At 61.3% G+C, this 22,540-nt stretch carries 22 protein-coding genes; 20 read left to right on the plus strand and 2 right to left on the minus strand.

Annotation, left to right across the window (positions count from 1 at the left end):
* Positions 1–114: 114 nt before the first annotated feature.
* From ACIQUB_RS26650 to ACIQUB_RS26705, 12 genes are all read left to right on the plus strand, one after another.
* Positions 115–894: an SDR family NAD(P)-dependent oxidoreductase gene (locus ACIQUB_RS26650; RefSeq protein WP_402934175.1), complete on the plus strand. Its 780-nt coding sequence runs from the start codon at positions 115–117 to the stop codon at positions 892–894.
* Between the two features lie 117 nt (positions 895–1,011).
* On the plus strand, positions 1,012–1,893 hold the full coding sequence (locus ACIQUB_RS26655) for a sugar phosphate isomerase/epimerase family protein (RefSeq protein WP_402933801.1): 882 nt from the start codon (positions 1,012–1,014) through the stop codon (positions 1,891–1,893).
* A 33-nt stretch (positions 1,894–1,926) separates the two neighbouring features.
* The gene (locus ACIQUB_RS26660) at positions 1,927–3,171 is read left to right on the plus strand and encodes an MFS transporter (protein WP_402933804.1); all 1,245 of its coding nucleotides are present in this window, start codon (positions 1,927–1,929) and stop codon (positions 3,169–3,171) included.
* A 62-nt stretch (positions 3,172–3,233) separates the two neighbouring features.
* The gene (deoC, locus tag ACIQUB_RS26665) at positions 3,234–3,935 is read left to right on the plus strand and encodes a deoxyribose-phosphate aldolase (RefSeq protein ID WP_402933807.1); all 702 of its coding nucleotides are present in this window, start codon (positions 3,234–3,236) and stop codon (positions 3,933–3,935) included.
* Positions 3,936–3,954: 19 nt separating this feature from the next.
* Positions 3,955–4,800 carry a TIM barrel protein gene (locus ACIQUB_RS26670; protein WP_402933810.1) on the plus strand — a complete coding sequence of 282 codons (846 nt, stop codon included), beginning with the start codon at positions 3,955–3,957 and terminating at the stop codon, positions 4,798–4,800.
* Between the two features lie 13 nt (positions 4,801–4,813).
* Positions 4,814–5,599, plus strand: a complete 786-nt coding sequence (locus tag ACIQUB_RS26675) for an SDR family oxidoreductase (RefSeq protein ID WP_402933813.1) — start codon at positions 4,814–4,816, stop codon at positions 5,597–5,599.
* A gap of 57 nt (positions 5,600–5,656) precedes the next feature.
* On the plus strand, positions 5,657–6,454 hold the full coding sequence (locus tag ACIQUB_RS26680; protein WP_402933816.1) for an SDR family oxidoreductase: 798 nt from the start codon (positions 5,657–5,659) through the stop codon (positions 6,452–6,454).
* A 349-nt stretch (positions 6,455–6,803) separates the two neighbouring features.
* Positions 6,804–7,004 (plus strand): hypothetical protein, encoded by a 201-nt coding sequence (locus tag ACIQUB_RS26685; protein WP_402933819.1) that lies wholly within the window; start codon positions 6,804–6,806, stop codon positions 7,002–7,004.
* A gap of 254 nt (positions 7,005–7,258) precedes the next feature.
* On the plus strand, positions 7,259–8,545 hold the full coding sequence (locus ACIQUB_RS26690; protein WP_402933822.1) for an ABC transporter substrate-binding protein: 1,287 nt from the start codon (positions 7,259–7,261) through the stop codon (positions 8,543–8,545).
* A 59-nt stretch (positions 8,546–8,604) separates the two neighbouring features.
* Positions 8,605–9,501 (plus strand): carbohydrate ABC transporter permease, encoded by an 897-nt coding sequence (locus ACIQUB_RS26695; protein WP_402933825.1) that lies wholly within the window; start codon positions 8,605–8,607, stop codon positions 9,499–9,501.
* A 46-nt stretch (positions 9,502–9,547) separates the two neighbouring features.
* Positions 9,548–10,429, plus strand: coding sequence for a carbohydrate ABC transporter permease (locus ACIQUB_RS26700; RefSeq protein WP_402934178.1), 882 nt, complete (start codon positions 9,548–9,550; stop codon positions 10,427–10,429).
* Positions 10,430–10,434: 5 nt separating this feature from the next.
* Complete coding sequence (locus ACIQUB_RS26705) at positions 10,435–11,580, plus strand: ABC transporter ATP-binding protein (RefSeq protein WP_402933828.1); 1,146 nt, start codon at positions 10,435–10,437, stop codon at positions 11,578–11,580.
* A gap of 107 nt (positions 11,581–11,687) precedes the next feature.
* Here ACIQUB_RS26705 and ACIQUB_RS26710 read toward each other — a convergent pair whose 3' ends face one another.
* On the minus strand, positions 11,688–12,476 hold the full coding sequence (locus ACIQUB_RS26710; RefSeq protein WP_402933831.1) for a GntR family transcriptional regulator: 789 nt from the start codon (positions 12,474–12,476) through the stop codon (positions 11,688–11,690).
* Positions 12,477–12,660: 184 nt separating this feature from the next.
* On the opposite strand from ACIQUB_RS26710, the gene ACIQUB_RS26715 reads away from it, so the two are divergent.
* From ACIQUB_RS26715 to ACIQUB_RS26735, 5 genes are read left to right on the plus strand one after another with little or no spacing between them, the layout of a single operon-like run.
* Positions 12,661–14,172: a putative N-acetylmannosamine-6-phosphate 2-epimerase gene (locus ACIQUB_RS26715; RefSeq protein ID WP_402933834.1), complete on the plus strand. Its 1,512-nt coding sequence runs from the start codon at positions 12,661–12,663 to the stop codon at positions 14,170–14,172.
* Between the two features lie 29 nt (positions 14,173–14,201).
* A complete protein-coding gene (locus ACIQUB_RS26720) occupies positions 14,202–15,530 on the plus strand; it encodes an extracellular solute-binding protein (protein WP_402934182.1) in 1,329 nt (442 codons plus the stop codon).
* A 58-nt stretch (positions 15,531–15,588) separates the two neighbouring features.
* Complete coding sequence (locus tag ACIQUB_RS26725) at positions 15,589–16,473, plus strand: carbohydrate ABC transporter permease (protein WP_402933837.1); 885 nt, start codon at positions 15,589–15,591, stop codon at positions 16,471–16,473.
* A complete protein-coding gene (locus tag ACIQUB_RS26730; protein ID WP_402933840.1) occupies positions 16,470–17,288 on the plus strand; it encodes a carbohydrate ABC transporter permease in 819 nt (272 codons plus the stop codon). The genes ACIQUB_RS26725 and ACIQUB_RS26730 overlap by 4 nt, the downstream gene beginning before the upstream one ends.
* 30 nt (positions 17,289–17,318) lie before the next feature.
* Positions 17,319–18,320 (plus strand): ABC transporter ATP-binding protein, encoded by a 1,002-nt coding sequence (locus tag ACIQUB_RS26735; protein WP_402933843.1) that lies wholly within the window; start codon positions 17,319–17,321, stop codon positions 18,318–18,320.
* Between the two features lie 42 nt (positions 18,321–18,362).
* Here the strand turns inward: ACIQUB_RS26735 and ACIQUB_RS26740 are convergent, their stop codons facing one another.
* On the minus strand, positions 18,363–19,172 hold the full coding sequence (locus tag ACIQUB_RS26740) for an IclR family transcriptional regulator (protein ID WP_402933846.1): 810 nt from the start codon (positions 19,170–19,172) through the stop codon (positions 18,363–18,365).
* Positions 19,173–19,304: 132 nt separating this feature from the next.
* Between ACIQUB_RS26740 and ACIQUB_RS26745 the strand changes: the two genes are divergently transcribed.
* The 3 genes from ACIQUB_RS26745 (at position 19,305) to ACIQUB_RS26755 (ending at position 22,507) form a co-directional block, all read left to right on the plus strand.
* Positions 19,305–20,396 (plus strand): succinylglutamate desuccinylase/aspartoacylase family protein, encoded by a 1,092-nt coding sequence (locus tag ACIQUB_RS26745; protein ID WP_402933850.1) that lies wholly within the window; start codon positions 19,305–19,307, stop codon positions 20,394–20,396.
* The gene (locus ACIQUB_RS26750; protein ID WP_402933854.1) at positions 20,386–21,324 is read left to right on the plus strand and encodes a threonine/serine dehydratase; all 939 of its coding nucleotides are present in this window, start codon (positions 20,386–20,388) and stop codon (positions 21,322–21,324) included. The genes ACIQUB_RS26745 and ACIQUB_RS26750 overlap by 11 nt, the downstream gene beginning before the upstream one ends.
* A 163-nt stretch (positions 21,325–21,487) precedes the next feature.
* Complete coding sequence (locus tag ACIQUB_RS26755) at positions 21,488–22,507, plus strand: sugar ABC transporter substrate-binding protein (RefSeq protein ID WP_402933857.1); 1,020 nt, start codon at positions 21,488–21,490, stop codon at positions 22,505–22,507.
* The last annotated feature ends 33 nt before the right edge of the window (positions 22,508–22,540 follow it).

The raw sequence follows: 22,540 nt of genomic DNA on the forward strand, positions 1-22,540 counted from the left end.
GCGCAGTCAATATTTTAACGCTAAATCTATCGCCGACCGCCGAGTTTAGCGCTCCAAGTGACGCGCTCGGAATCAGGTGTCGATCACACGAAATAGGAGGATGTACTCGTGGCGATGATGGACCTCGATTTGACAGGCAAGACTGCGCTGATCACCGCATCGGTGACAGGGATTGGCCTTGCCACCGCCCAGGGCCTGACGGCGCGTGGTGCAAAGGTTTGGATCAACGGGAGAAACGCGGATCGCCTGGCGAAGGCTGCTGATGAGGTGCGCGAGCGCGTTCCTGGCGCCCAGGTCATGACGGTCCAGGCCGATGTTGCGACCGCGGAGGGCTGCCAGAAGGTCATCGATACCGTCAAGGACGTCGATATCCTGATCAATATGGCCGGCGGCACCAGCAACCTTGTGCCGTTTGAAAAGCTGACCGACGAGGACTGGCAGTTCCAGTGGGATTTCAACGTCATGAGCGGCGTTCGACTGACGCGCCATTATGCGCCGCTTCTGAAAAAGAAAGACTTCGGTCGGATCATCTTTATGACCAGCGAATCCGGCCTCGTCAGCACGCCCGTTCTGATCGACTACGGGGTTTGCAAGGCAGCCGTCATCCGCCTGTCCCGCAGCATTGCCGAAGAGTTCCATCGCACCAACGTCACCGTCAACTGCGTCGCTCCCGGCGGCACGATCAGCGAATGGGTCTATCGCGAGGCCAAGGGCATGTCTCTCGAGGCGTTCGAGAAACGCCACTTCGAGGTCAATGAGCCGACATCGCTGTTGGGTCGTTTCGCCGAGGCGGACGAGGTCGCCAACATGATCGTCTACCTCTGCTGCCCGGCGTCCAACGCGACGCGTGGCGCGCTGTTGCGCGTCGAAGGCGGCGCGGTGCGCACCGACTGATTTCTGCGTCAGCCGACCGAAGAGGAGGCCCTATCGCCGCTCGTTGAACGGCGTGGGGCAGCCACCTATTCGCGAACGAGCCAGCTCGGACGCTGGCGGAACAATGGAACTCATACGATGAAACTCGCAATCCATTCCTTCGTGTGGAGCGACGCCCAGGACCAGAACAGCCTTGAACTGGTAATGGAAAAGGCCGTTGCGACCGGATACAGCCTGATCGAATTCCCCGGCGTCGATCGTAACAAGATCAATGTAGACCGCATCGCAAAGCGGGCCGAACAACTCGGTCTCGGCGTTCTCGCCTCGGCGGGCTTGGCGCCCGAATATGACCTGACAAGCGAAGACCCCGAAGTCGTCCGTCGTGGCGAGGCGTTCCTCCACGAGGCCGTCAGCGTTGCCCGTGATCTGGGCAGCCGGCAGATGAGCGGCCCGATGTTCTCCGCGCATCAGAAGTTCAAGACGATGCCGACCCGCCGAGGTTGGGATACGAGCGTTGGCGTTCTCCGGAAAGTTTCCGAGAAGGCCAAAGCCGCAAATGTGGCGCTGTGCATGGAACTCGTCAACCGATACGAGACGAACCTGATCAATACGGTGCAGCAAGGTCTTGCCTACATCCGTGACAGCGGCTCGGACAACATCTACCTGCACCTCGACACCTTTCATATGAACATGGAGGAAGAGGACCCGGCGCAGGCGATCCGTCTCGCGGGCGACCGCATTGGCTATTTCCATATCGGTGAAAGCAATCGCGGCAATCTCGGTTCCGGCACCATCCAATATGCTCCGATCTTCGATGCGCTCCTGGATATCGGCTATTCCAGGAATATTGGGATTGAGGCCTTCGCGAACGCCGGCTGCGGCGATTGGCTGAAAGCGATCTGCGCCGTCTGGCGGGAGAACTGGAGCGACGGCGACAATTTTGCGCGGACCTCCAAGACTTTCGTGGAAATGAAGATCAATGAGGCCAAGGGCCGCCGGGCGGCCTATCGCGCCGCCTGACACTGAACCCGTTCCGTCCCTGAGGATCGTCCTATGAATACCTTGTCGGAGACCAACCGACTATTGCTGGTGGTCTGCGTCGTGTTCCTGGCAGTCGGGCTGTTCCAGGGCGGGATTGGACCCGTGCTGCAGGATCTGGCGCGCCAGACGGGCTCAAGCACGGTTGCCGCGAGCAGTCTGATGACGGTGGTGTCTCTGACATCACTGTCATCGCAGACAATCACCGCGCTGGTCTTGAAGCACACCGGCCACCGGCCGATCATGCTCGTCGGCATGGTCTTCTTCCTCTGCGGGATCAGCGGGATCGCACTCTCGACGTCCCTGACCTGGCTGTTGATCGCCGCCACATGCAAGGGGATTGGCGATGGTGCGCTGTTGCTCCTGGGCAATGTGCTGGCGGCTGAGGCCTCGAAGGGGGCAGGTCCCCTCAATCTGGTCAATGCGATGTTCGGTGTCGGAGCAATCATTGCGCCGGCGGTGATGAGCGTCGCGATGGTCACCGCGGGTTCGGGAATTCCCGGATTATGGGTGGTCCCGCTGGCCATGGCGAGCGCGCTGGCGCTGCTATTGATCTGGCGGCCGAACCTCTCGATACCAACGGCGGACTCGGAAGCGATCGCCGAGGTGGTCCATTCGGCGGGGCATTCGCCGATACTGAAGACCCGGCTCATCTGGCTGATTTCGGCGATGTTGCTGCTGGAGTCCTCCATTGAAGCCAGCCTGGGCGTCTGGCTGCCAACGCTCCTCAACCAGTCCGCTGCTCTCTCTCTCACGGCAGCCTCGATGGTCCTGTCGTGGTTCTGGTTTTTGCTGACAGCATCGCGCTTTGTCGCGGCATGGGCCAGCCGGAAGTATTCGGCCTTCGCTATCCTGGTTTTCGTCGTCACCCTCTCTGCAATCGGGTGCTCGCTTCTCCTGACGGCGACCGTCACCGGAAGCGCGATGGTCGCGATCGCAGCCGTCACCTTTCTCGGACCTGGTCTCGGGCCGGTCTTGCCATCGGCTCTCTCGATCCTGCGAAACGCCTACCCGCGAAATACTGGGGCAGCGACGGGTGTCGCGTTCGGATCGGGCAGCTTCGGTGCAGGCCTGATGCCGCCGCTTGTCGGCGTGCTCGCGTCTGTAGCCGGTTTCGCGGGCGGAGCGGGCGCGCTCTTTGCCGCCGCACTGTCGATGGGGCTGGTCCTATTCGTGATCGCCGCGAGTGGACGGCGAGAGCGAAACCGATCGCCGCGCTACCCGGTCGATCAACAGGTTTGTCCTGCAGGGTCCGAGTGAGGAGGCATCTCAGGACCCGGTGGTGAACAGCAATGCGACATCAAGTCAAAAGGAGGAAAACCATGCTTACAGTCGACGCCCTCGCATCCATGATCGACCACTCGATCATCGATCCCAACCATACCGAAGCGGACATGATCGCCGGTATCGAAACCGCGATCGAATACCGCGCGGGCAGGTTCACGACCCAGCCGTTCCGCGTAAAGGCCGCTAAGAAGCGGCTCGACGGCAAGGGCATCGCCCTTCAGACCTATGTCGGCTTCCCGCATGGCAACGACTACACCGCGACGAAAGTGCTGCAGGCACAGCAGGCGCTGGATGACGGCGTCGATGAGCTCGACATGGTCATCAATATCTCGGCGTTTCTGTCCGGCGATATCGGCTATGTCGAGGATGATATTAGGGCGATCGTGAACCTGGCCAAGCCCTATAGGGTCACGGTCAAAGGCATCATCGAATGCTTCTACCTGACGCGCGAAGAGCGGATCGCGGCTGCCCGCATCGTCGAGGCCGCCGGCGCAGATTTCGTGAAGACCTCGACGGGCCAGCGCGCCGACATGCAGGCATCGATCGCCGAGGATGTCCGCGAGATGCGGGCGGTCCTCAAGCCCGAGACGATCATCAAGGCTTCCGGCGGCTGCTTCAACCTCGATGCGATCCTTCTCTACTACCGGAATGGCGCGCGTCGCTTCGGTGCGTCGGAAACGGCCAATATCCTCAACGACTTCAGGGCTCGCACCAAGGCCGGGCTCACCATCGACTGATTATAAATTGGAGAACCTCATGTTTCGATATAGCTGGTCACAGGCTCTGTTTACCGATGAGACGTTGGAAGACAGCCTCGAGCGTTTGAGCCGATACGGATATGACGGGGTGGAACTCCCCGTCATGTCGATGTTGCCCTCCGAGGTCAAAAGTCGCCTCAGCCATCACGGGCTGACCTGCACATCGGTAAACGGCCGCTTCGTCGGCAGGGACCGGGATCTTTCCAGTTCGGACGAAGCCGTGAGATCGGCCGCCGTATCGTATGTTCGGTCCTGCCTGCAGTTTGCCTCGCACATCGGCGCGCCGGTTGCGATTATCGTGCCGACGCGTATCGGAAAGCTGAGCCCCGACACCTCCCTGGAACGGGAGTGGGCCAATGTCGTCAAAAGTCTCGAAGAGATCGGTCGCATCGGGCAGGGGCTCGGCGTGACCGCCGTCATTGAATGCGTCAATCGGGCCGAGACCTATTTGGCGAACCGTCTGGAGACTGCTCATCGCCTCGTCAAGGATGCCGGGTCTGCGAATGTCGCGCTGATGGCCGACAGCTTCCACATGAACATCGAGGAAACCGATGTTCATGCGGCGCTCCGCTCGGTTGCCGGACACCTCAAGCATGTCCACCTCGCCGACAACAACCGGACGGCGCCCGGCATGGGCCATCTGGACCTCGGACGTTTCCTGGAAACGCTTTTCAGCATTGGCTATCGCGGCGCTGTTGCGATGGAGTGCGATGTACAGGCGTTGGACCGCTACGGGCGCAATGCCTTCAGCACCGATCCCAAGGTTTTCGATCAATACGCCGAAACGGCGATCTCCAACCTGAAACGCATGGAAGCCGGCCTAAAGACCAAAGTCGCCGTATAAAGGAGGAATTACTATGACCACAGAAAATCGCACGGCGATCGTCACCGGGGCCGCTCAGGGCATCGGCCGCGGTATCGCGGAGCGTCTCGCGCAGGATGGCCTTGCCGTCACCCTTGCCGATCTCCCGGGTAACCAGACGGCACTCGAAAAAGCTGCGGCTGAAATCACCGCAGCAGGCGGCAAATGCCGTATCGCCGCCGCCGACGTCAGTTCGGCCACCGATGTCGACCGGCTGGTTGAAGAGCACGTCGCCGCCTTTGGCGGGATCGACGTGATGGTCGCAAACGCCGGGATTGCGGTCACGGCATTGTTTGAAGACACCACCGTCGAGATCATCGATCGCACTATGGCCATCAACGTCCGCGGCGTCTTCAATTGCTACAAGGCTGCCGCCACCAGGATGATCAAGCAGGGGCGGGGCGGCCGATTGATCGCCGCGGGCTCCGTCAGTGCCCATAAGGGCGGCGAGTGGCAATGCGCTTATGTGGCGTCGAAATTCGCCGTTCGCGGCTTCAACCAGACCGTCGCTCTCGAACTGGCCAAGCACGGCATCAGCGCCAACATCTACAGCCCTGGCGTCATCAAGACGCCGATGTGGGACTCGATCGACGAGATCGTCACCACCAAGGAAGGCAAACCGCGGGGGAGCCAGTGGGACAAGATGCTGCCGAACATTCCGCTCGGCCGCACCGGAACACCGCAGGATGTTGCCAAGGTCGTGTCGTTCCTCGCGTCCGAAAACGCAGCCTACGTCACCGGACAATCGGTCGTGGTCGATGGCGGCATTTACATGGTCTGACGTGGAAAACGTCAGGGCGATCGAAGTCCGGGATTTCATTTTTATCGGGAGTTTATCATGAATGAGAGCAACTCGGCGGTAACACGCACGGCGGTTGTAACAGGGTCGGCACAGGGGATCGGCCGCAGTATAGCGATGCGTCTGGCGAAAGACGGGCTATCGGTCACCTTGGCGGACCTGCCGTCCAACCAGGAAAAGCTCAATGCCGTACGCGCGGAAATCGAGAGCGCTGGCGGCAAGGCCCGCACATCGACCGTGGATGTGACCAAGGCGGAGGATGTCAGCCGGATGGTCGCCGGACATGTTGCCGACTTTGGCGGCATCGACGTGATGGTCGCCAATGCCGGCATCGCGATCACCGCGCATTTCGTCGACACGACGGCTGACGACGTCGACCGGTCGATGGCCGTCAACGTGCGCGGGGTCTTCAATTGCTACAAGGCGGCCTCGGAGCAAATGATCAAGCAGGGGCGCGGTGGCCGGCTGATCGCGGCGGGCTCCGTCAGCGCGCATAGGGGCGGCGAGTGGCAATGCGCCTATGTCGCTTCGAAGTTCGCGGTGCGCGGGTTCAATCAGACCGTCGCGCTCGAACTCGCCAAATACGGCATCACGGCAAATCTATACAGCCCCGGAGCAACGCAGACCGATATGTATGCCTCGATCGATGCGGTCGTTACGACGAGCGAGGGAACGCCTGCCGGAAGCGAGATGGCGAAGGTCGGTGCCAAGATACCCATGGGGCGGTTCGCACAGCCTGAGGACATTGCAAAGGTCGTGTCGTTCCTCGCTTCCGGCGATTCCGGCTATGTGACCGGGCAGTCGATCGTCGCGGACGGTGGGCAATTCTTCGTCTGATCCATTGGCAAGACGTTGCCCGCTCCAGACACCCGATGGCTGGAGCGCGGTTGGCCTGTCTGCGAGCATATCCAATCTTCCGATATTAAAGTACCTGAAAACAACAATGAGCCTCCAACCAAGATTGACAGCCATATATTTTTTGTTTAGCGTTAAAAACGACAAATACAGGCAGTTTTCGAGTGATGTCGGGGTTAAATCGTCTGAGAACGAGCAGCGCCGATATCAGTCGGGAAGGGGAGAGGGTGAGCCTTGTAGATGGCCCGCATCGTGCGGGGCAGCTTCGCATCTGCGGTTTCACTCGAGTTCGTTTGCTAGGTCGAAGTCCGCGACATCGGGAGGTTGTTGGATGGAAAATACCAAGACGAAAAAGCAGAACGAGGTGGGCGCAGCAATGCGTGGCGCCCGAGGTCTGTCGGCTGCCGCGGGCAGTTGGTTCGTTCGCTTTCTGGATTACAGTTGCGTCGTGGGGAACCCCACCGGCTTGCCGGGGTTGATGGCCCATTCGGAGGCGGCGCGCCCTCGACACCAGAGCCCAATCGACATCTGACACGTGACGATGCCGGTCGTAGGGCCGAGCATCAAAGCAGGCGCGTTCCTGCGGGCGTGTTTCTCATAAAGCGCTTCATGCCGAAGGCGACGTAGCAATCGCCGATGGCGAAGCCGTGTCCAACTCTGCCGCGCCGCGGTTCAGGGAACGATCTCTTGCGCCCAAATTTATGGGCGGGAGCACCAATGCCCTGAGATTTAGGGGCGCATCGATCACTAACCGGCCGTCGAGCGCGGCCACCCGGGAGGATGTAAATGCGAATGAGATATATTGCGGCGGTCGCCGCAGCGCTGACCTTGCCGATGCTTTACGGCAACACGGTGATGGCAGCCGACGACAACAGTGTTGAAGTCCTGCACTTCAATACGTCTGGCAGCGAAGCCGCTTCGTTCTACAAGTTCAAGGACGCGTTCGAAAAGTCCGGCGGTAAGTGGATCGACTCGCCGGTCGCCGGTGGTGGTGGCGACGCGCACGACACGACGCTTCGCGCTCGTGTTCTCGCTGGCGACGCCCCTGGCGCAGCGCTTCCCAAGTGCCCGGAAGCTGCTCGCTGGTACGAGCAGGGCTACATCGCCAATATCGATGACGTTGCCGCCAAGGGCAAATGGGACGAACGTCTGCCCGAGCTCCTCAAGAATTTCGCCAAGGTCGATGGGCACTATGTTTGCGTGCCGTATGATATCCATCGCCTGGATTGGCTCTGGGGAAATGCCGAGGTGCTGAAGTCGGCCGGCGTGGACAAGATGCCTGAAACCTGGGCAGAGTTCGACGACGCTGCCAAGAAGATCCAGGCGTCCGGCAAGATCGTTCTCGCACACGGCGGCCAGGAATGGCAGGACGGCACGACATTCCAGACGGTCGCGCTGGCCATGGGCGGAGCCGATTACTTCCGCAAGCTCGCCAAGGGTGACCCTGCCGCGATCGACAGCAAGACGACGCGTGACATCTTTGACCGTATGAGGATCCTGTCCACCTATGTCGACCGTGGTGCTCCCGGTCGCGACTGGAACCTCGCTGCGGCGATGGTCACCAAGGGTGACGCAGCCTTCCAGATCATGGGCGACTGGGCAAAGGGCGAATTCCTGCAGGCCGGCAAGAAGATGGGCACCGACATCCTTTGCTCGCCGGTTCCGGGTGAGGTCGCCAACCGTCCCGGCATGGTGATGGTGTCGAATTCGATGGGCTTCTTCGTCAAGGAAAAGGGCAAGAACGACGCGTCGAGCGGACAGAAACTTCTGGCATCGACCCTGCTGAACCCCGACGCGGAGATCGCCTACACGATGATCAAGGGCTCGGTTCCCTCGGTCAACGACGTGCCGCTCGACAAGTACGATAGCTGCGCCCAGCGTTCGGCCGCCGACATCAAGGCGAACAACGAAGCCGGCACGCTTGTGGGCGACATGTGGACGATGACCCAGGGCGTATCGCCCTCCATCGACGCTGCCATTCGCCAGGTCTCCTCGCAGCACTTCAGCTCGAAGACGATGACGTCGGACGAGGCTGTCCAGGCAATGCTCGACGCCGTCGAACTCGCGCAGTGATCATAATAAATATGGCCGCGATCCAAAGGTCGCGGCCAGTCTCATGTAGGGAGGTCGCAATGACCAGAAAAAAACTGGCGGCGCCGTGGCGGGAACATATCGCACCCGTCATCGCAATGTCGCCATCGCTCATCACGCTGAGCGTCTTCGTCTACGGCTTCATCGCCTGGACTGTTCTTGTCTCGCTTTCGGCGTCGAAAATGGTTCCCGACTTTACCTGGGTCGGGATCGAGAATTACTGGAAACTGTGGCGTTTCGGACCGTGGCGATTGGCCGTGGGGAACTTCATGGTGTTCAGCGTTCTCTACGTAGCGATCGGTCTGGCATTGGGACTATTCCTGGCAATCCTCATCGACCAGCGTATCCGCGCCGAGAGCCTTTGGCGTACCATTTTCCTCTATCCGATCGCGCTGTCCTTCGTCGTGACCGGTGTCGTTTGGCGCTGGATCATGAACCCGACGATCGGCGTCGAGCGTTTCATCCGCGATCTCGGCTTTCCGAATTTCGAGTTCGCCTGGATCAGCGACGAGCGCTTTGTCGTCTACACGCTTGTTATCGCCGGTCTCTGGCAGGTCGCCGGTTTCGTGATGGTGCTTTTCTTGTCGGCTTTGCGTGGCGTCGATAGCGAGATCATCAAGGCCGCCAGTCTCGATGGCGCCCGCCCGTGGCGGATCTATCTCTCGATCATCGTGCCGTCGATCTGGCCGGTCTTCCTGTCCGCCGGCGCAATCCTCGTCGGTATGGCGCTCAAGACTTTCGACCTCGTTATCGTGATGACGCAGCGCGGCCCCGGAAGCTCGTCGGAGTTCCCTGCGACCTTCATGTACGACATGGCCTTCCGCCGCAACCAGCTCGGCATCGGCTCCGCGTCCGCGGTGATGATCCTGCTCGCTGCGCTGATCATCGCCCTTCCTGCACTTTTGATTGGAGCGCCAGGCCGTGACCGCAACAAATGATTTCGCTCAGCCGACCATGCGGCCGCTGAAGAAGAAAGCCAAGGCGATGACGAGTTCGCAACCGAGGACAGTCGAGCGGACGAACCCTGTCGCCAGGGTGGTTCTTTACGCTGTCCTGCTTTCGCTGGCGCTGTTCTTCCTCGCCCCTCTCGCGCTGATGCTCATTACTTCTCTCAGGCCGACAGAGGACTTCCGGGGGCAGTCGATCATCAGCTGGCCGGGCGCCTGGTCGCTCTATGCGTGGACGAAGGCCTGGGGCGAAGCTTGTATCGGAACGCGCTGTGTGGGCCTCAAGGCCTATTACCTGAATTCCTTCATGATCGTGATACCGGCAGCGATATTCTCCACCGCGCTCGGTGCGATCAATGGCTTTACGCTGTCCAAGCTCCGTTTTCCGGGCAGCAACCTGCTGTTTATCCTGATCGTGTTCGGTGTGTTCATCCCATATCAGGCGATCCTGATCCCGGCCGCTCAGCTTCTCGGAAAACTTGGTTTGTTGAACACGATCTGGGGCCTGATCCTCGTTCAGTCTGTCTACGGCATCCCGATCTGCACGCTGTTCTTCCGCAATTACTACGCCTCGATCCCGGATGAGTTGATCAAGGCGGCCAAGATCGACGGCGCAGGGTACTGGACGATTTTCTTCAGCATCATCCTGCCGCTGTCGCCGCCGATCATCGCGGTAACCCTCATCTGGCAGTTCACCGCGATCTGGAACGACTTCCTCTTTGGCGTGACGTTCTCTTCGGGCGCAAGCCAGCCCGTGATCGTCGCTCTGAACAACCTCGTCAACACCACCTTCGGCGTCAAGGAATACAACGTCGACATGGCTGGCACCATTATTACCGCGCTTCCGACACTCGTGATCTACGTACTTGCGGGCAAGTACTTTGTCCGCGGGCTCACCGTCGGCTCCGTGAAAGGATGAAGTAAATGGGTTCTCTTTCAATCGTAGACGTCACCCGCCGTTACGGGGCGTTCCTAGCGCTCGACAGTGTCAGCGTCGAGGCCGGCCAGGGCGAATTCCTCACGCTTCTCGGACCATCAGGCTGTGGGAAGTCGACCTTGCTCGGCATCATCGCCGGGCTCGATTATCCGACGTCAGGGGAAATCAGGATCGACGGAACCGATGTCAGCGGCACGCTGGCACGCGACCGCGACATAGCGATGATCTTCCAGTCCTATGCGCTCTATCCGACGATGACCGTCCGCAAGAACATCGAGTTCGGCCTGAAAATTCGCGGCGTGGGGGCAGCAGAGCGCGCGAAGGCAATCCAGAACGTCGCGACCATGCTGCGCATCGATCATCTGCTGGATCGCAAGCCGTGGCAGCTCTCCGGCGGTCAGCGCCAACGCGTCGCCATGGGCCGCGCGCTGGTGCGCAATCCCAAGCTGTTCCTCTTTGACGAGCCGCTGTCCAATCTCGACGCCCAGCTCCGTACCGAGATGCGCATCGAGATCAAGCGTCTCCACCAGAAGCTCGGCGCGACCATTGTCTACGTCACGCATGACCAGGTCGAGGCAATGACGATGTCGACGAAGATCGTCGTCATGAACGGCGGCAAGATCGTTCAGATCGGCACGCCGAACGACATCTACAATTCGCCGGCGGATTTGTTCGTCGCGCGGTTCGTGGGGTCGCCTGCGATGAATCTGCTCGAAGGCACGGTGGAAACCCACGGCGGCGTGCAGGTTCTCAAGGTGTCGCCAAAACTGTCGATTCCGCTGCCGAACGGATACGCAGTCAGCGGTCAGGCCGTGACCTTGGGTATCCGCCCTGAGAACATCACGATCGGCGACGCTCAGGATGAGACCTGCATTGCGCTTGACGCGCGCGTCGACCTCGTCGAGCCGACGGGTGCGGACACGCTGGTGATCTTCGACGTCGCGGGCAAGGAAGTGACCGCTCGCACGGCGCCCACGACCAAGATCAATGCCGGCCAGACGTTGAAGTTCAGCTTCTCGCAGGACAACTTCCATCTGTTCGATACGAAGTCTGGAAAGCGTCTCGATAAGAAAGGGGCGACCGGAAATGTCCCTCCGTCGCTTGCGGCGCGCAGTGCGGCTCAGGCGATCTGATCTGCGAACCGCTTCTGCCGGCTGCTGTCTGGGCAGCCGAAAGCGTGTCCGATATTCCAAGACGTAGAGGCGGTTTCGAAAACCGGTATCTAACTGGTGTTTCTTTGCTATAGGTGGAGGTCTGCGATGAAGTCGTAGACCTTGCCGTTATACCGCGTCTCCGTGTATTCGACAGCGCGGCCATCTTCCAGGAAGCAGCGTCGGTCGGCGACCAGCATCGGCGTGGCAGGCAAAGCCTGCAGCAGTTCGGCTTCGGCAGGCGACATGACCTCGGCTCGGATGCGCTGGAATCCATGGTGTGGACTGGCGTTCAGCGATGCCAAGGTCTCATAGAGCGATCGGGTCACCAGCATGGCGTCCGGCAAAATAGAGGTTGGGATGACCGCCCGCTCCAGCGCGATGGGGATGCCGTCGGCGCGGCGAACGCGAACCAGCCGGACAACCTCCGACTGTGCCGGCAACCCGAGCGCCATGGTCTCCTGCATTGTGCCGACAACAATGCCGCGAAACAGCCACGAAAAGCTCGGTTCCATCCCGCGCGCACGGATATCGGCGGAAAAACCCGTCAAATTCGGCAGGCTCTTGCGGACACGCGTCTGAACGACAGTACGGGCGCCGTGCCTGCGACTGACCCGACCGTCGCGTTCCAGTTCCGCGATGGCGCGACGCACGGACACGCGCGATATGTCGAGCCGCTCCGCTAGCAATCGCTCGCTCGGCAGGCTGCGGCCGTGGGCTAGCTGCCCCGCATCGATCGCCTCGGCAAGCGCCAATGCCAGGCGCATATAGATTGGTGAGTGGTCTTCCGATGCGCCAAGTCCCGCAGCAAGACGATCGATCAACGGATCGCCCTGAATTCCCGTATTCTCGGTTTCGTTCGGCACGGTCTCGCTCAAGGATATGTAACCTCGTTGAAAATGCTGGCGGAATCGGACACTGCGCGTCGCTCGGCGGCAATGCTAGCACGAAATGGAGACCCTCTTAAAGCCGCAATGCATTCCAGTATGTGTTCAATTTATGAATACTGGTTGCTATCTGGTATTATTTCACTTAGCGTCACCATTGCTGAAAGGTGAGGTAATGGCCCTGAAAGAAATCCTGAAGAACGCACTGATCGTCTCGTGCCAGCCCGTGCCGGGCGGCGCCATGGACGACAGCCCTTATGTGGTCGGCTTCGCCTTGGCGGCCTTGTCTGCAGGAGCCTCGGGCCTGCGTATTGAATCGGCGCGCTATGTCGCTGCTGTTCGTGCCGCCACCGATGCGCCGATCATCGGCCTGATCAAGCGCGACCTCGACGACAGTCCGGTTCGCATCACCCCCTTCATCGACGACGTGAACGCGCTTGCGGAAGCTGGCGCCGATATCATCGCCTTCGACGCGACCGACAGAACACGCCCCGCAACTGTCGAAGCGCTTGCGCAGGCTGTGTGCGCCGCCGGCAAGCTATCGATGGCCGACTGTAGCTGCATCGACGACGCCCGCCGCGCGCTGGCGGCCGGGGTCGATTTCGTCGGCTCCACCATGTCGGGCTATACCGGCGGTCCTGAGCCGGTCGATCCCGATATCGAGCTGGTCGCAGCGCTGCGACAACTGACGCCGAATGTGATCGCTGAGGGACGCATCCGCACGCTGGAGCAGGCGCAAGCCGCAGCGCGCGCCGGCGCGTCCTGCGTCGTGGTCGGGTCGGCGATCACCCGCACCGAGCATGTCACGGCATGGTTCCGCGAGGCGTTGGACGAGGTCTATGCGCCCACACCCGTGGTGCTGGCGGTCGATCTTGGTGGCACGAAGATCATGGCATCCCTGGTGCAGCAAGGCGAGGTTCTGGACACGGTTTCCCTCGCCACCGACCGTAATGGCTCGCCGGAAGGCTGGATCGCGGCCGTTGTCGAAGCGACCTCTGGCTGGAAGGGGCGATACGCCGCCGTCGGCCTCGCGGTCACCGGCGCCGTGCGTGACGGCAACTGGCGGGCGATGAACAAGGCTACGCTCGGCATTGAGGGCGAATTTCCGATCGAGGCCCATGCGAGCGCGATCTTCGGCGTGCCAGTGGTGGCTGCCAACGATGCGCAGGCCGCAGCCTGGGGCGAATTCAAGGCAGCTCAGGATCAGTCCGACCTCGTCTTCATCACGGTATCCACCGGGCTGGGCGGTGGTATCGTGTCCCATGGGCAGCTGATGCGCGGCATATCGGGGCATTTCGGCCAGATGCGGGATGTGTCCGGCGATCGTCCTCTGGAGAGCCGGCTCTGCGGGCCGTGGATCGCGGCTGAGGCTGAGCGTCTCGGCCATGCCTGCGAACCAAGGGCGGTATTTTTCGCGGCGGATGCGGGCGAAGCCTGGGCGGTCGGCATCGTCGGCGACGTTGCACGGCGTTTCGCGCATCTGTGCTGCGATATCCAATTGGCGATCGATCCTGCACGGATCGTCATCGGCGGTGGCGTTGGCCTCGCCACGGGTTTCCTCGACAGGGTGAGGGCTGAAATCTCGGCCATCAACCCTTCGGTGGTGCCCCGGTTGCAGGCCGCGACCCTGGGGCCAAAGGCAGGGATTGTCGGCATCGCCGATTTGGCACTGACCCATAAAAACTAATGAAGGTTATCCAGAAGGGAACGAACATGATGAAATTTCGCAGCGCTCTTGTCGCCGGCACGGCGGCTTTCCTCTCGCTTGCCTCGCTTCCAAGCATTGCCTCCGCCGAGGTGACAGTGCTCGGTTGGCCGGGCGGCTCCGAAGAGACGGCACTTCGCGCCGCCGTGGAGACCTACAATGCGCTTCCGGCCACTGCAGCCGAAGACAAGGTCGACCTTCTGTTCTTTAACCGCGACGGCTTTTACGACAAGCTGCAGGCCGATCTGGCCGCCGGCTCCGACGCCTTCGATATCAATCTGATCGCCACCTATTCGATCGGCCGTTACGCACCGTTTATGGAGCCTGTCGACCTCGGCGCCGATGCGGAGAAGGTCTTCGGCAAGCCGATCCTTGAGACCATGCAGTTCGAAGGCAAGCAGTATGGCGTGCCGACTGATCTCTCGCTGCACTTCATGTATTACCGCAAGGATCTCATCGACGCATTGCTCGCCGATCAGGGCGCCAAGGCCAAGTATGCCGAGATCGCCCAGAAATATCTCGGCAAGAGCCTCGAGCCGAAGGAACCGGATGCATGGACCTGGGAAGACTGGGCGGCAACCGCGCTCTACTTCACCAAGGCCGTGAACCCTGACAGCCCGGTCCGCTACGGCACCGTGCTGCAGATGAAGAACCTCCTGTTCAACATGATGGTGTTCCAGTCCCTGCCGCGCGCCTATGGCGCCGACTGGATGGATGAATCCGGGAAGGTCACGGTGGATTCGCCTGCCTATCGCGCTGGTCTTGAACTCTACAAGAAGCTCTACGACGCCGGCGCGACCCCGAAGGATTCGCTGAGCTACGAATATCCCGAGACCAATGCCGCCTGGACGTCGGGCCAGGTCGCAACGGCACTGCAGTGGAATGCCGCAGCCGCTGATCTGATGAACCCTGAAAAGGCGCCTGCTGTGGCCGAGGATACCGCCGCGGTGGCCCCGCCGGCCGGTCCCGAGGGGCGCAAGGATCACATCCACGGTCTGGGTCTCGGCCTCAATAAGAACTCCAAGCACAAGGAAGGCGCGGTGCGTTTCCTGAAGTGGCTGGCAACGGAAGATGCGGCACTCGCTTATGCCAAGGCCGGCGGTTCTCCGGGGCTCGCACCTGCCGTGGTCGAGAAGATCGCCAAGGAGCGCCCAGATCTCGTCAAGCTCGGCGAATTCGCGGGAAAGTACGGCTATGTCATGCGCGGCGCCACCTCGGCCAAGGCGCTCTCGGTTTACGAGGCGCAGGCGAAGGAATTCACCGCCTACTGGGCCGACCAGAAGACGCTGGACGACGCGCTCGCCGCTGCCACCAAGAGCATGACGGATCTGTTGAAGTAAGCGCAATGCCCGGGCGCAAGCGGCGCCCGGGCACCTCCTTTCCATGGAAAGCCGAATGATGCGAACCACACCCCAGCAGCGCGAAGGCAGGCTTCTTCTGGCGCCGCTCGTCGCATTCCTGCTTCTGTTCCTCAGTTTCCCGGCCCTTGTCGATATCGTCTACGCGCTCTCGGACGTGTCGTTCCAGACGATGCGCGCACCGGAACTGGTCGGCTTTCGCAACTTCGGCGCTGTGCTGGTCGATCCGGAGTTCTGGTCGGCCTGCTGGTTCTCGCTCCGCTTCGGCGCTCTGACGGCTGTGATTGAGTGTCTGCTCGGGCTTGGCCTGGCAATCTTCCTGTCGCCGGTCGTCAGCCGCCATGGCTGGACGACCGCCGTGCTGATGCTGCCGATGATGGTGGCGCCGTCGATGGTCGGGCTTATGTACCGCCTCGTGCTTCATGAGTTCGCCGGTCCGCTTCCCTATTATCTGACACTCTGGTTCGGCACGAGCCCGGCTTTCCTCGATGCGAGCCACGCCTTCTGGACGCTTGTTGTCGTTGAGGTGTTGCAATGGACGCCCTTCGCCTTCCTGCTCTTCCACGTCGCCTACATCTCCATCCCCTCCGAAATCCGCGAGGCGGCGGCCATGGACAAGGCCCGCCCGTGGCAGATCCTCTGGCGGATCGAGCTGCCGATGATGAAGGCGACGATCGCGATTGCGCTCGGCATCCGGTTCATCGACGGCTTTCGCGTGTTTGATAACGTATTTGCGCTTACCGGTGCGGGCGCGGGTGGATCCACCATGTCGCTGTCGATCTACATTTACCAGTCGTTTTTCAAGGGTGGGCAGATCGGACAGGCGGTGGCGGCCTCTGCGCTGCTTTTCCTCGCCTCGCTGGTCGTCCTTTATGGCGGCGCCATGCTGAAATCCCATCTGCAGAAGCGGAGGCTTGCCGCATGAATATTCTGCGCTGGATCGTCTTCGCCATCGCGGCGGTCGCCATGAACTTTCCTGTCATCGTCACGCTCGTCACCTCGTTCAAGGGCGCCAAGGAGATTGCGATGAACCCGGGCCTGATCGTCCAGGCGCCGACCCTGGCGAACTACGCCAAGGTGCTCACCGACACGAGCCGGTTCAATATCTATGCCTATCTTCTGAACAGCACGACAGCGGCATTCATCGGTTCGTTCCTGGCGCTCCTTCTGACATTGCCCGCCGCCTATGCCATGGTGCGCACCGGGGCGGGGCGTCGGCATCTGTTGCCTCTGGTCGCCAACCTGCGCGCGGTCCCGCTCGTCGTCTTCGCGATCCCGCTCTACATGATGTTCCAATTCGTGGGGCTGCTCGATACCCGCATCGGGCTTGGCTTGATCCTTACGATCGTCAATCTTCCGCTCAGCCTGATGATGATGGTCAACGCGATTTCCGACATTCCCGGGGAAATCGACGAGGCGGCGCGGATGGACAGGGCAGGTGCCTTCGTCATCCTGCGGCGCATCGTGCGGCCGGTGATCCGCCCGGCGGTGGTGACGGCCTTCATCTTCGGCTTCATCACCGCCTGGAACGAATATCTCTTCGGCCTGATGCTGACGACGCGGCAGGCCGTGCCGATCACCGTCGGCGCGTCGTTCTTCTTTTCCGCCAGTGGTGGCGGGGTGCAATGGGGGATCGCATCGGCGGTGATGATCCTCGGCGCATTGCCGCCCGCCATTCTCGGCTGCCTCATCTATCGACAACTCACCGGATCCATGACCGCCGGCGCGGTCAAGGGCTGAGCCGGGCATAGCGACCATATTGGAGTGACCATGGCTCAGATCAAACTCGATGGCGTCAGCAAGGTGTTCGACAAGACCACCGTCATCCCGCCGCTCGACCTAGAGATCGGCAAGGGCGAATTCGTCGTCTTCGTCGGCCCCTCGGGCAGCGGCAAGTCGACCCTGCTGCGGCTGATTGCCGGGCTGGAGCAGACCAGCGGCGGGCGCATCTCGATCAAGGACAGCGACGTGACGGCGACTCCGTGCGGCGATCGCGGCCTTGCCATGGTGTTTCAGTCCTATGCGCTCTATCCACATATGACGGTCAGGCAGAACATGGCCTTTCCACTGGAAATGGCGGGCGAGCCGAAGGCGTCGATCGAACGTCGCATCGAAGAGACCGCGGCTGTTCTCGACCTCACCCGCTTTCTGGAGCGGCGGCCCGCACAGCTTTCCGGCGGCCAGCGGCAGCGCGTCGCGATCGGCCGCGCCATCGTGCGCAACCCCACGGCATTCCTTTTCGACGAACCTCTTTCCAATCTCGACGCAGCCTTGCGAGGAAGCATGCGCCTTGAGATCATGAAGCTGCATCAGCAGCTCGGGGCCACGATGATCTACGTCACGCACGACCAGGTCGAGGCGATGACGATGGCGGACCGGATCGTCGTGCTCAATCACGGCAGGATCGAACAGGTGGGGACTCCCCAGGAGCTCTATGAGCGCCCTGCCAACCTGTTCGTCGCCGAATTCATCGGCGCGCCGAAGATGAACCGCATCGAAGGACAGGCGGCAGCGGTGCTAGGTGGCGCCGTCATCGGTATTCGCCCGGAGCATCTGAAGATCTCCGATACCCAAGGCAGCTGGCGGGGAACGGTGGAGCTCACCGAGAACCTTGGAGCGGAGAGCCACGTGCATGTGCTTTGCGAGGGCGTTGGAGCGCTCGTCGTCCGCATGGCCGGCGCTCCATCCGTCAAGGTCGGCGACGCGATCTGGCTGTCGCCGGCGGACGGCCACATTCACAAGTTCGATCAAGGGGGCATGGCATTGCGCTGACCCCGCGCGGCCGCGCCATTCATGGCGCCGGCGACTGCTCCGTTACTCCGGTAACGCGTCTCCTGACGGTCGAACACGGTTGGACAGCTTGGCGGATATTCGATCGCAGGCCGCCTTCAAGACGTTGACGGTGTGCTCATGTCGGCTTTCGCGCGTGTGACGATTGACGTAGGCGATGATGATCGCCGCGGCGGCGTTGCCGTCGGCCCCGAAGATCGGGCAGCAGATGTCGGTGATGCCGACGAAGTCACGGCTCGGACGCAATTCGTGGCCCTTGTCGCGGATCGTCTCCAGATGAGCCGCAAGCGCCTTGCGGTCGACCGGCTTCGGTGCGTGGGTATCGCAGTCGTCGAGAATACGGGTCGCCATGTCGGGCGTCTGGAAGGCAAGCATGACCTGGCCGGAGGTCGAATCCGAGGCGAGGCGTCCGTAGCCCAGTCGCAGCGTAAACGCCATGTCCTCGCCGCCGGGCACAGCCGCCGTCACCACCGTCAGGCCGTGATTGACCACAACGAGATGCGGCGACTGTCTGATTTCATGGGCGATCCTGGACAATTCGGGCATCGCTGCAGTCATCAGGTCCTGCGCGCTCGGTGTGTGCAGGCCGAGCTTGAACAGCCGATCGGTCAGCGAATAGGCGTCGGTTTCCGAATCCCGATCAATATAACCGCGCTCCTGCAGGGCCACGAGCATGCGGAAAATCTCGCTCTTCGAACGGCCAAGCCCGTCGGCAATCTCCTTCATCGTCAAAGGGTTACGCGCTTCGGCAAGCAGTTCCATCACCTCCAGCCCCTTGGTGAGCGCGGGTGCGGAATAGGCGGGTTTAGCCATCTCGCTTGGAGTGTTGGTCATACTGCGAATCCTCGGTTTCGATCCGACCATAATAAAATGCCAGGCCGCTTGTCATTTGTTTCATATAGAAACTTGACTCCATATATAAAACTGTCACACTGCCCGCAACGACAAGAAAGACGAGTGGGTGCAATGACAAATCTGACAGTGGTGAAGAGCGAGCAGGTGACCCGAAAGGTAGTCACGCCCCGGCGCCACAGCATCTTCAGTTCCATCGATCTCGACCGCGACGGCAAGCAGATCGGCTACTTCAATGTCCCGCAGTCCCCGCATGACGACGCTTGGGGTACGGTCCAGGTTCCGCTTGCAGTGGTGAAAAATGGCGCGGGCCCAACCATCCTGATCGAGGCCGGCAATCACGGCGACGAATATGAAGGCCCGATCGCGCTTGGCGAACTGCTTCGTGAGATCGACCCCGCGGACATAACGGGCCGCATCATCGCCATTCCCGCGATCAACGTGCGCGCCGTTGAAGCGGGAACCCGCACCTCTCCGGTCGACGGGCTGAACTTCAACCGCAGCTTCCCGGGCGATTTCAATGGCACGCTGACCACCCAGATCGCGGCCTATGTCAATGATTGCCTGTTTCCGATCTCTGACTATTTCCTCGACCTGCATTCGGGCGGCTCGTCGCTGATGATCCTGCCCTCGGCGATCATCGAGCCGTCTCCGACGCCGGAAGGTCACCGCCGCAATATCGATGCGACGCTTGCCTTTGGCGCGCCGACCGTTGTCATGGTCGACAATCTCGGCGAGACCCGCACCTCCACTGCCGCCGCCAATCTCCAGGGGCTCGTCGTCATCGGCAGCGAAATGGCCGGTGGCGGCCTCGTCAGCCAAGATGCACTTGCGATCTGCCGCCGCGGCATCCGCAACGTGCTGAAGCACGCCGGGATCCTGAAAGGAGAGGTAGAGGTGCTGGCCGGCGCCAACGCGCGCGTGCTCAAAGTCCCGGGTGCCGAGGGCTACATCATCTCCGACGAGGACGGCGTGTTCGAGCCGATCAGTGAACTCGGCGCCGTCGTCAAGAAGGGCGAGATTGCCGGTCGAATCCACTTCCTGCGCACACCGCAGCGAGAGCCGCTGGTTCTGCGTCATGCCATCGACGGCACGGTCTTCGCCAAGCGCCAGCCGGGCCGCGTGCGCCCTGGCAATTGCTGCTTCGTGCTCGCAAACGAATATCCGGAAGCGCTGGCTGGCAAGGAGACTGGCAATGAGCGTTGAATCAATCAAGGCCGCCGCCGAGCGCGTCAGGCCATATGTCCGCCGCACGCCAATGTTGAACCTTGCGCATTGCACCGGCGCCGAGCTGCCAGAGGAGTTCCACCTCAAGCTCGAATGCCTGCAGGTGAGCGGCTCTTTCAAGATCCGCGGCGCCGTCAACCGCGTGAAGACGCTGGCGCCGGAGCAGCTGGCAAACGGTCTGGTGGCGGCCTCCGGTGGCAATCACGGCCTTGCGACCGCCTACATGGCACGTCATTCGGGCGTGCCGGCGACCATCTTCCTGCCGACCAACGCAAGCCCCATCAAGGAGCAGAAGCTCAAGAGACTCGGCGCCGATGTCCACTATGCGGGATCGGTCTGGGACGAGGCGCATGAAGCCGCTCTGAAATTCGCGAGTGACCGCGGCGCCTTCTACATGCATCCGTTTGCCGACGACGCAATCGTCTCAGGCCAGGGCACGGTCGCCGTCGAAATGCTCGAGCAGGTTCCCGATGTCGATCTCTATATCGTTGCGATCGGCGGTGGCGGACTGATCACCGGCATGTCGCAGGTGATCAAGTCGGTCAATCCCAATGCCCGCATCATCGGCGTCGAGCCGGCCGGATCGCCAACGCTGCATGCGTCCTTTGCTGCCGGCAAGGTCGTTCGCCTGCCGGAGATCACCACTCGTGTGGCGACCATGGCCTGCGGACGCACCGACGAGAGCATCTACGAGGTCGCCCGTCGTCATGTCGACGACATCGTCCTGATCGGTGACGATGACATGCAGCGCGCCGCGGAACTCCTGTGGTTCGAATTCGGCATCGCCGCCGACCTGAGCGGCGCAGCGTCGCTTGCAGCCCTGATGTCCGGTGCGGTGAAAGCCCGCAAGGGAGAGAGAATTGCCGGCCTTGTTTGTGGCGCCGGCGTGGACGGCCTCGGCGCCTGACCGGCGAGGCTGAATGAACTTGGCGTGCCGCATCCGTGCGGCGCTCCACCACCGATCAAAGCTGTCTCGGCAGCGCAAACGATCGGTCAAGACCGACAAGAGGCGGAAAACGCCCGAAATGCCACCATCCAATGAACTGCTGATGGCAGAGGAGAACTGAAACATGCATCGCATTCTTAAGGCATCCGTCGCACTGGTCGCGCTCGCGCTGGCAACGCCCTTGATGGCACAGGAAAAGGTCCTCGGCGTCGCCGCCATCGACCTGCAGAACTCGTTTTATGTCCGCATGAAGGAAGCCGGTGACGTCGCCGCCTCCGATTATGCCGTCAAGTCCACCTGGCAGAGCGCCGAAGGCAGCCTGGAAAAGCAGGTTGGCATCATCGAGAATTTCGTCAATCAGGGCGTCAGCGCTATCCTGATCGACCCGATCGACAAGAACGCTGTGATCCCGGCGATCCAGAAGGCGACCGCCGCGGGTATCCCCGTCATCACCATGGGCAACAAGGTTGACGGCGGCGAGAACTATTCGACGCTTTACCCCGACTACAACAACATGGCCATGGTCGCCCGCGCCATTGGCACATCTCTTGGCGGTGAAGGCGAGATTGCCCTGCTCGTGGGCTCGCGCGGTAACTTCGTTTCCGACACCCGCGAAAAGGGCTTCGTCGAGACGATGCAGACGGAATTCCCGAAGATCAAGATCGTCGGCGTCGAGCCGACTGGCTGGGATGCCGCCAAGGCTACCAACGCGGCCCAGACCTGGCTCACCACCTATCCTGAACTGAAGGCCGTTGCCTGCATCTCCGACAGCCTGTGCCTGGCAGCCGATTCCGTGGCTTCGGCCATGGGCAGCAACCTGATCTACGGCGGCTATGACGGCGATGCGGAAATGAAGGATCTGATCGACAGCGGCAAGATGGTCATGGACGTCATGACCGGCGCCTATCGCGTCGGCTACTGGAACGTTGCTGTTGCCGCGCGCCTTGCCAATTCCGAGAAGCTGCCGAAGGATCTGTTCATGCCGACCTATTTCGTCACCTCCGACGAAACGGCGGCAAAGCTGAAGTCGGCCGGCCTGACGGTTGACTATATCAACACCGAAAAGCAGGCCGTCGAGGCCAAGAACTACACCGAGCAGCTGGGCCCGAAGGTCGCAGCCTCGGCCATGACCGTCGGCCAGTAGTTGCCGTTGCGGGCGACCGGCGCCATCGCGCGC

Source organism: Rhizobium sp. NPDC090275, assembly GCF_044772225.1.
GTDB lineage: Bacteria > Pseudomonadota > Alphaproteobacteria > Rhizobiales > Rhizobiaceae > Rhizobium.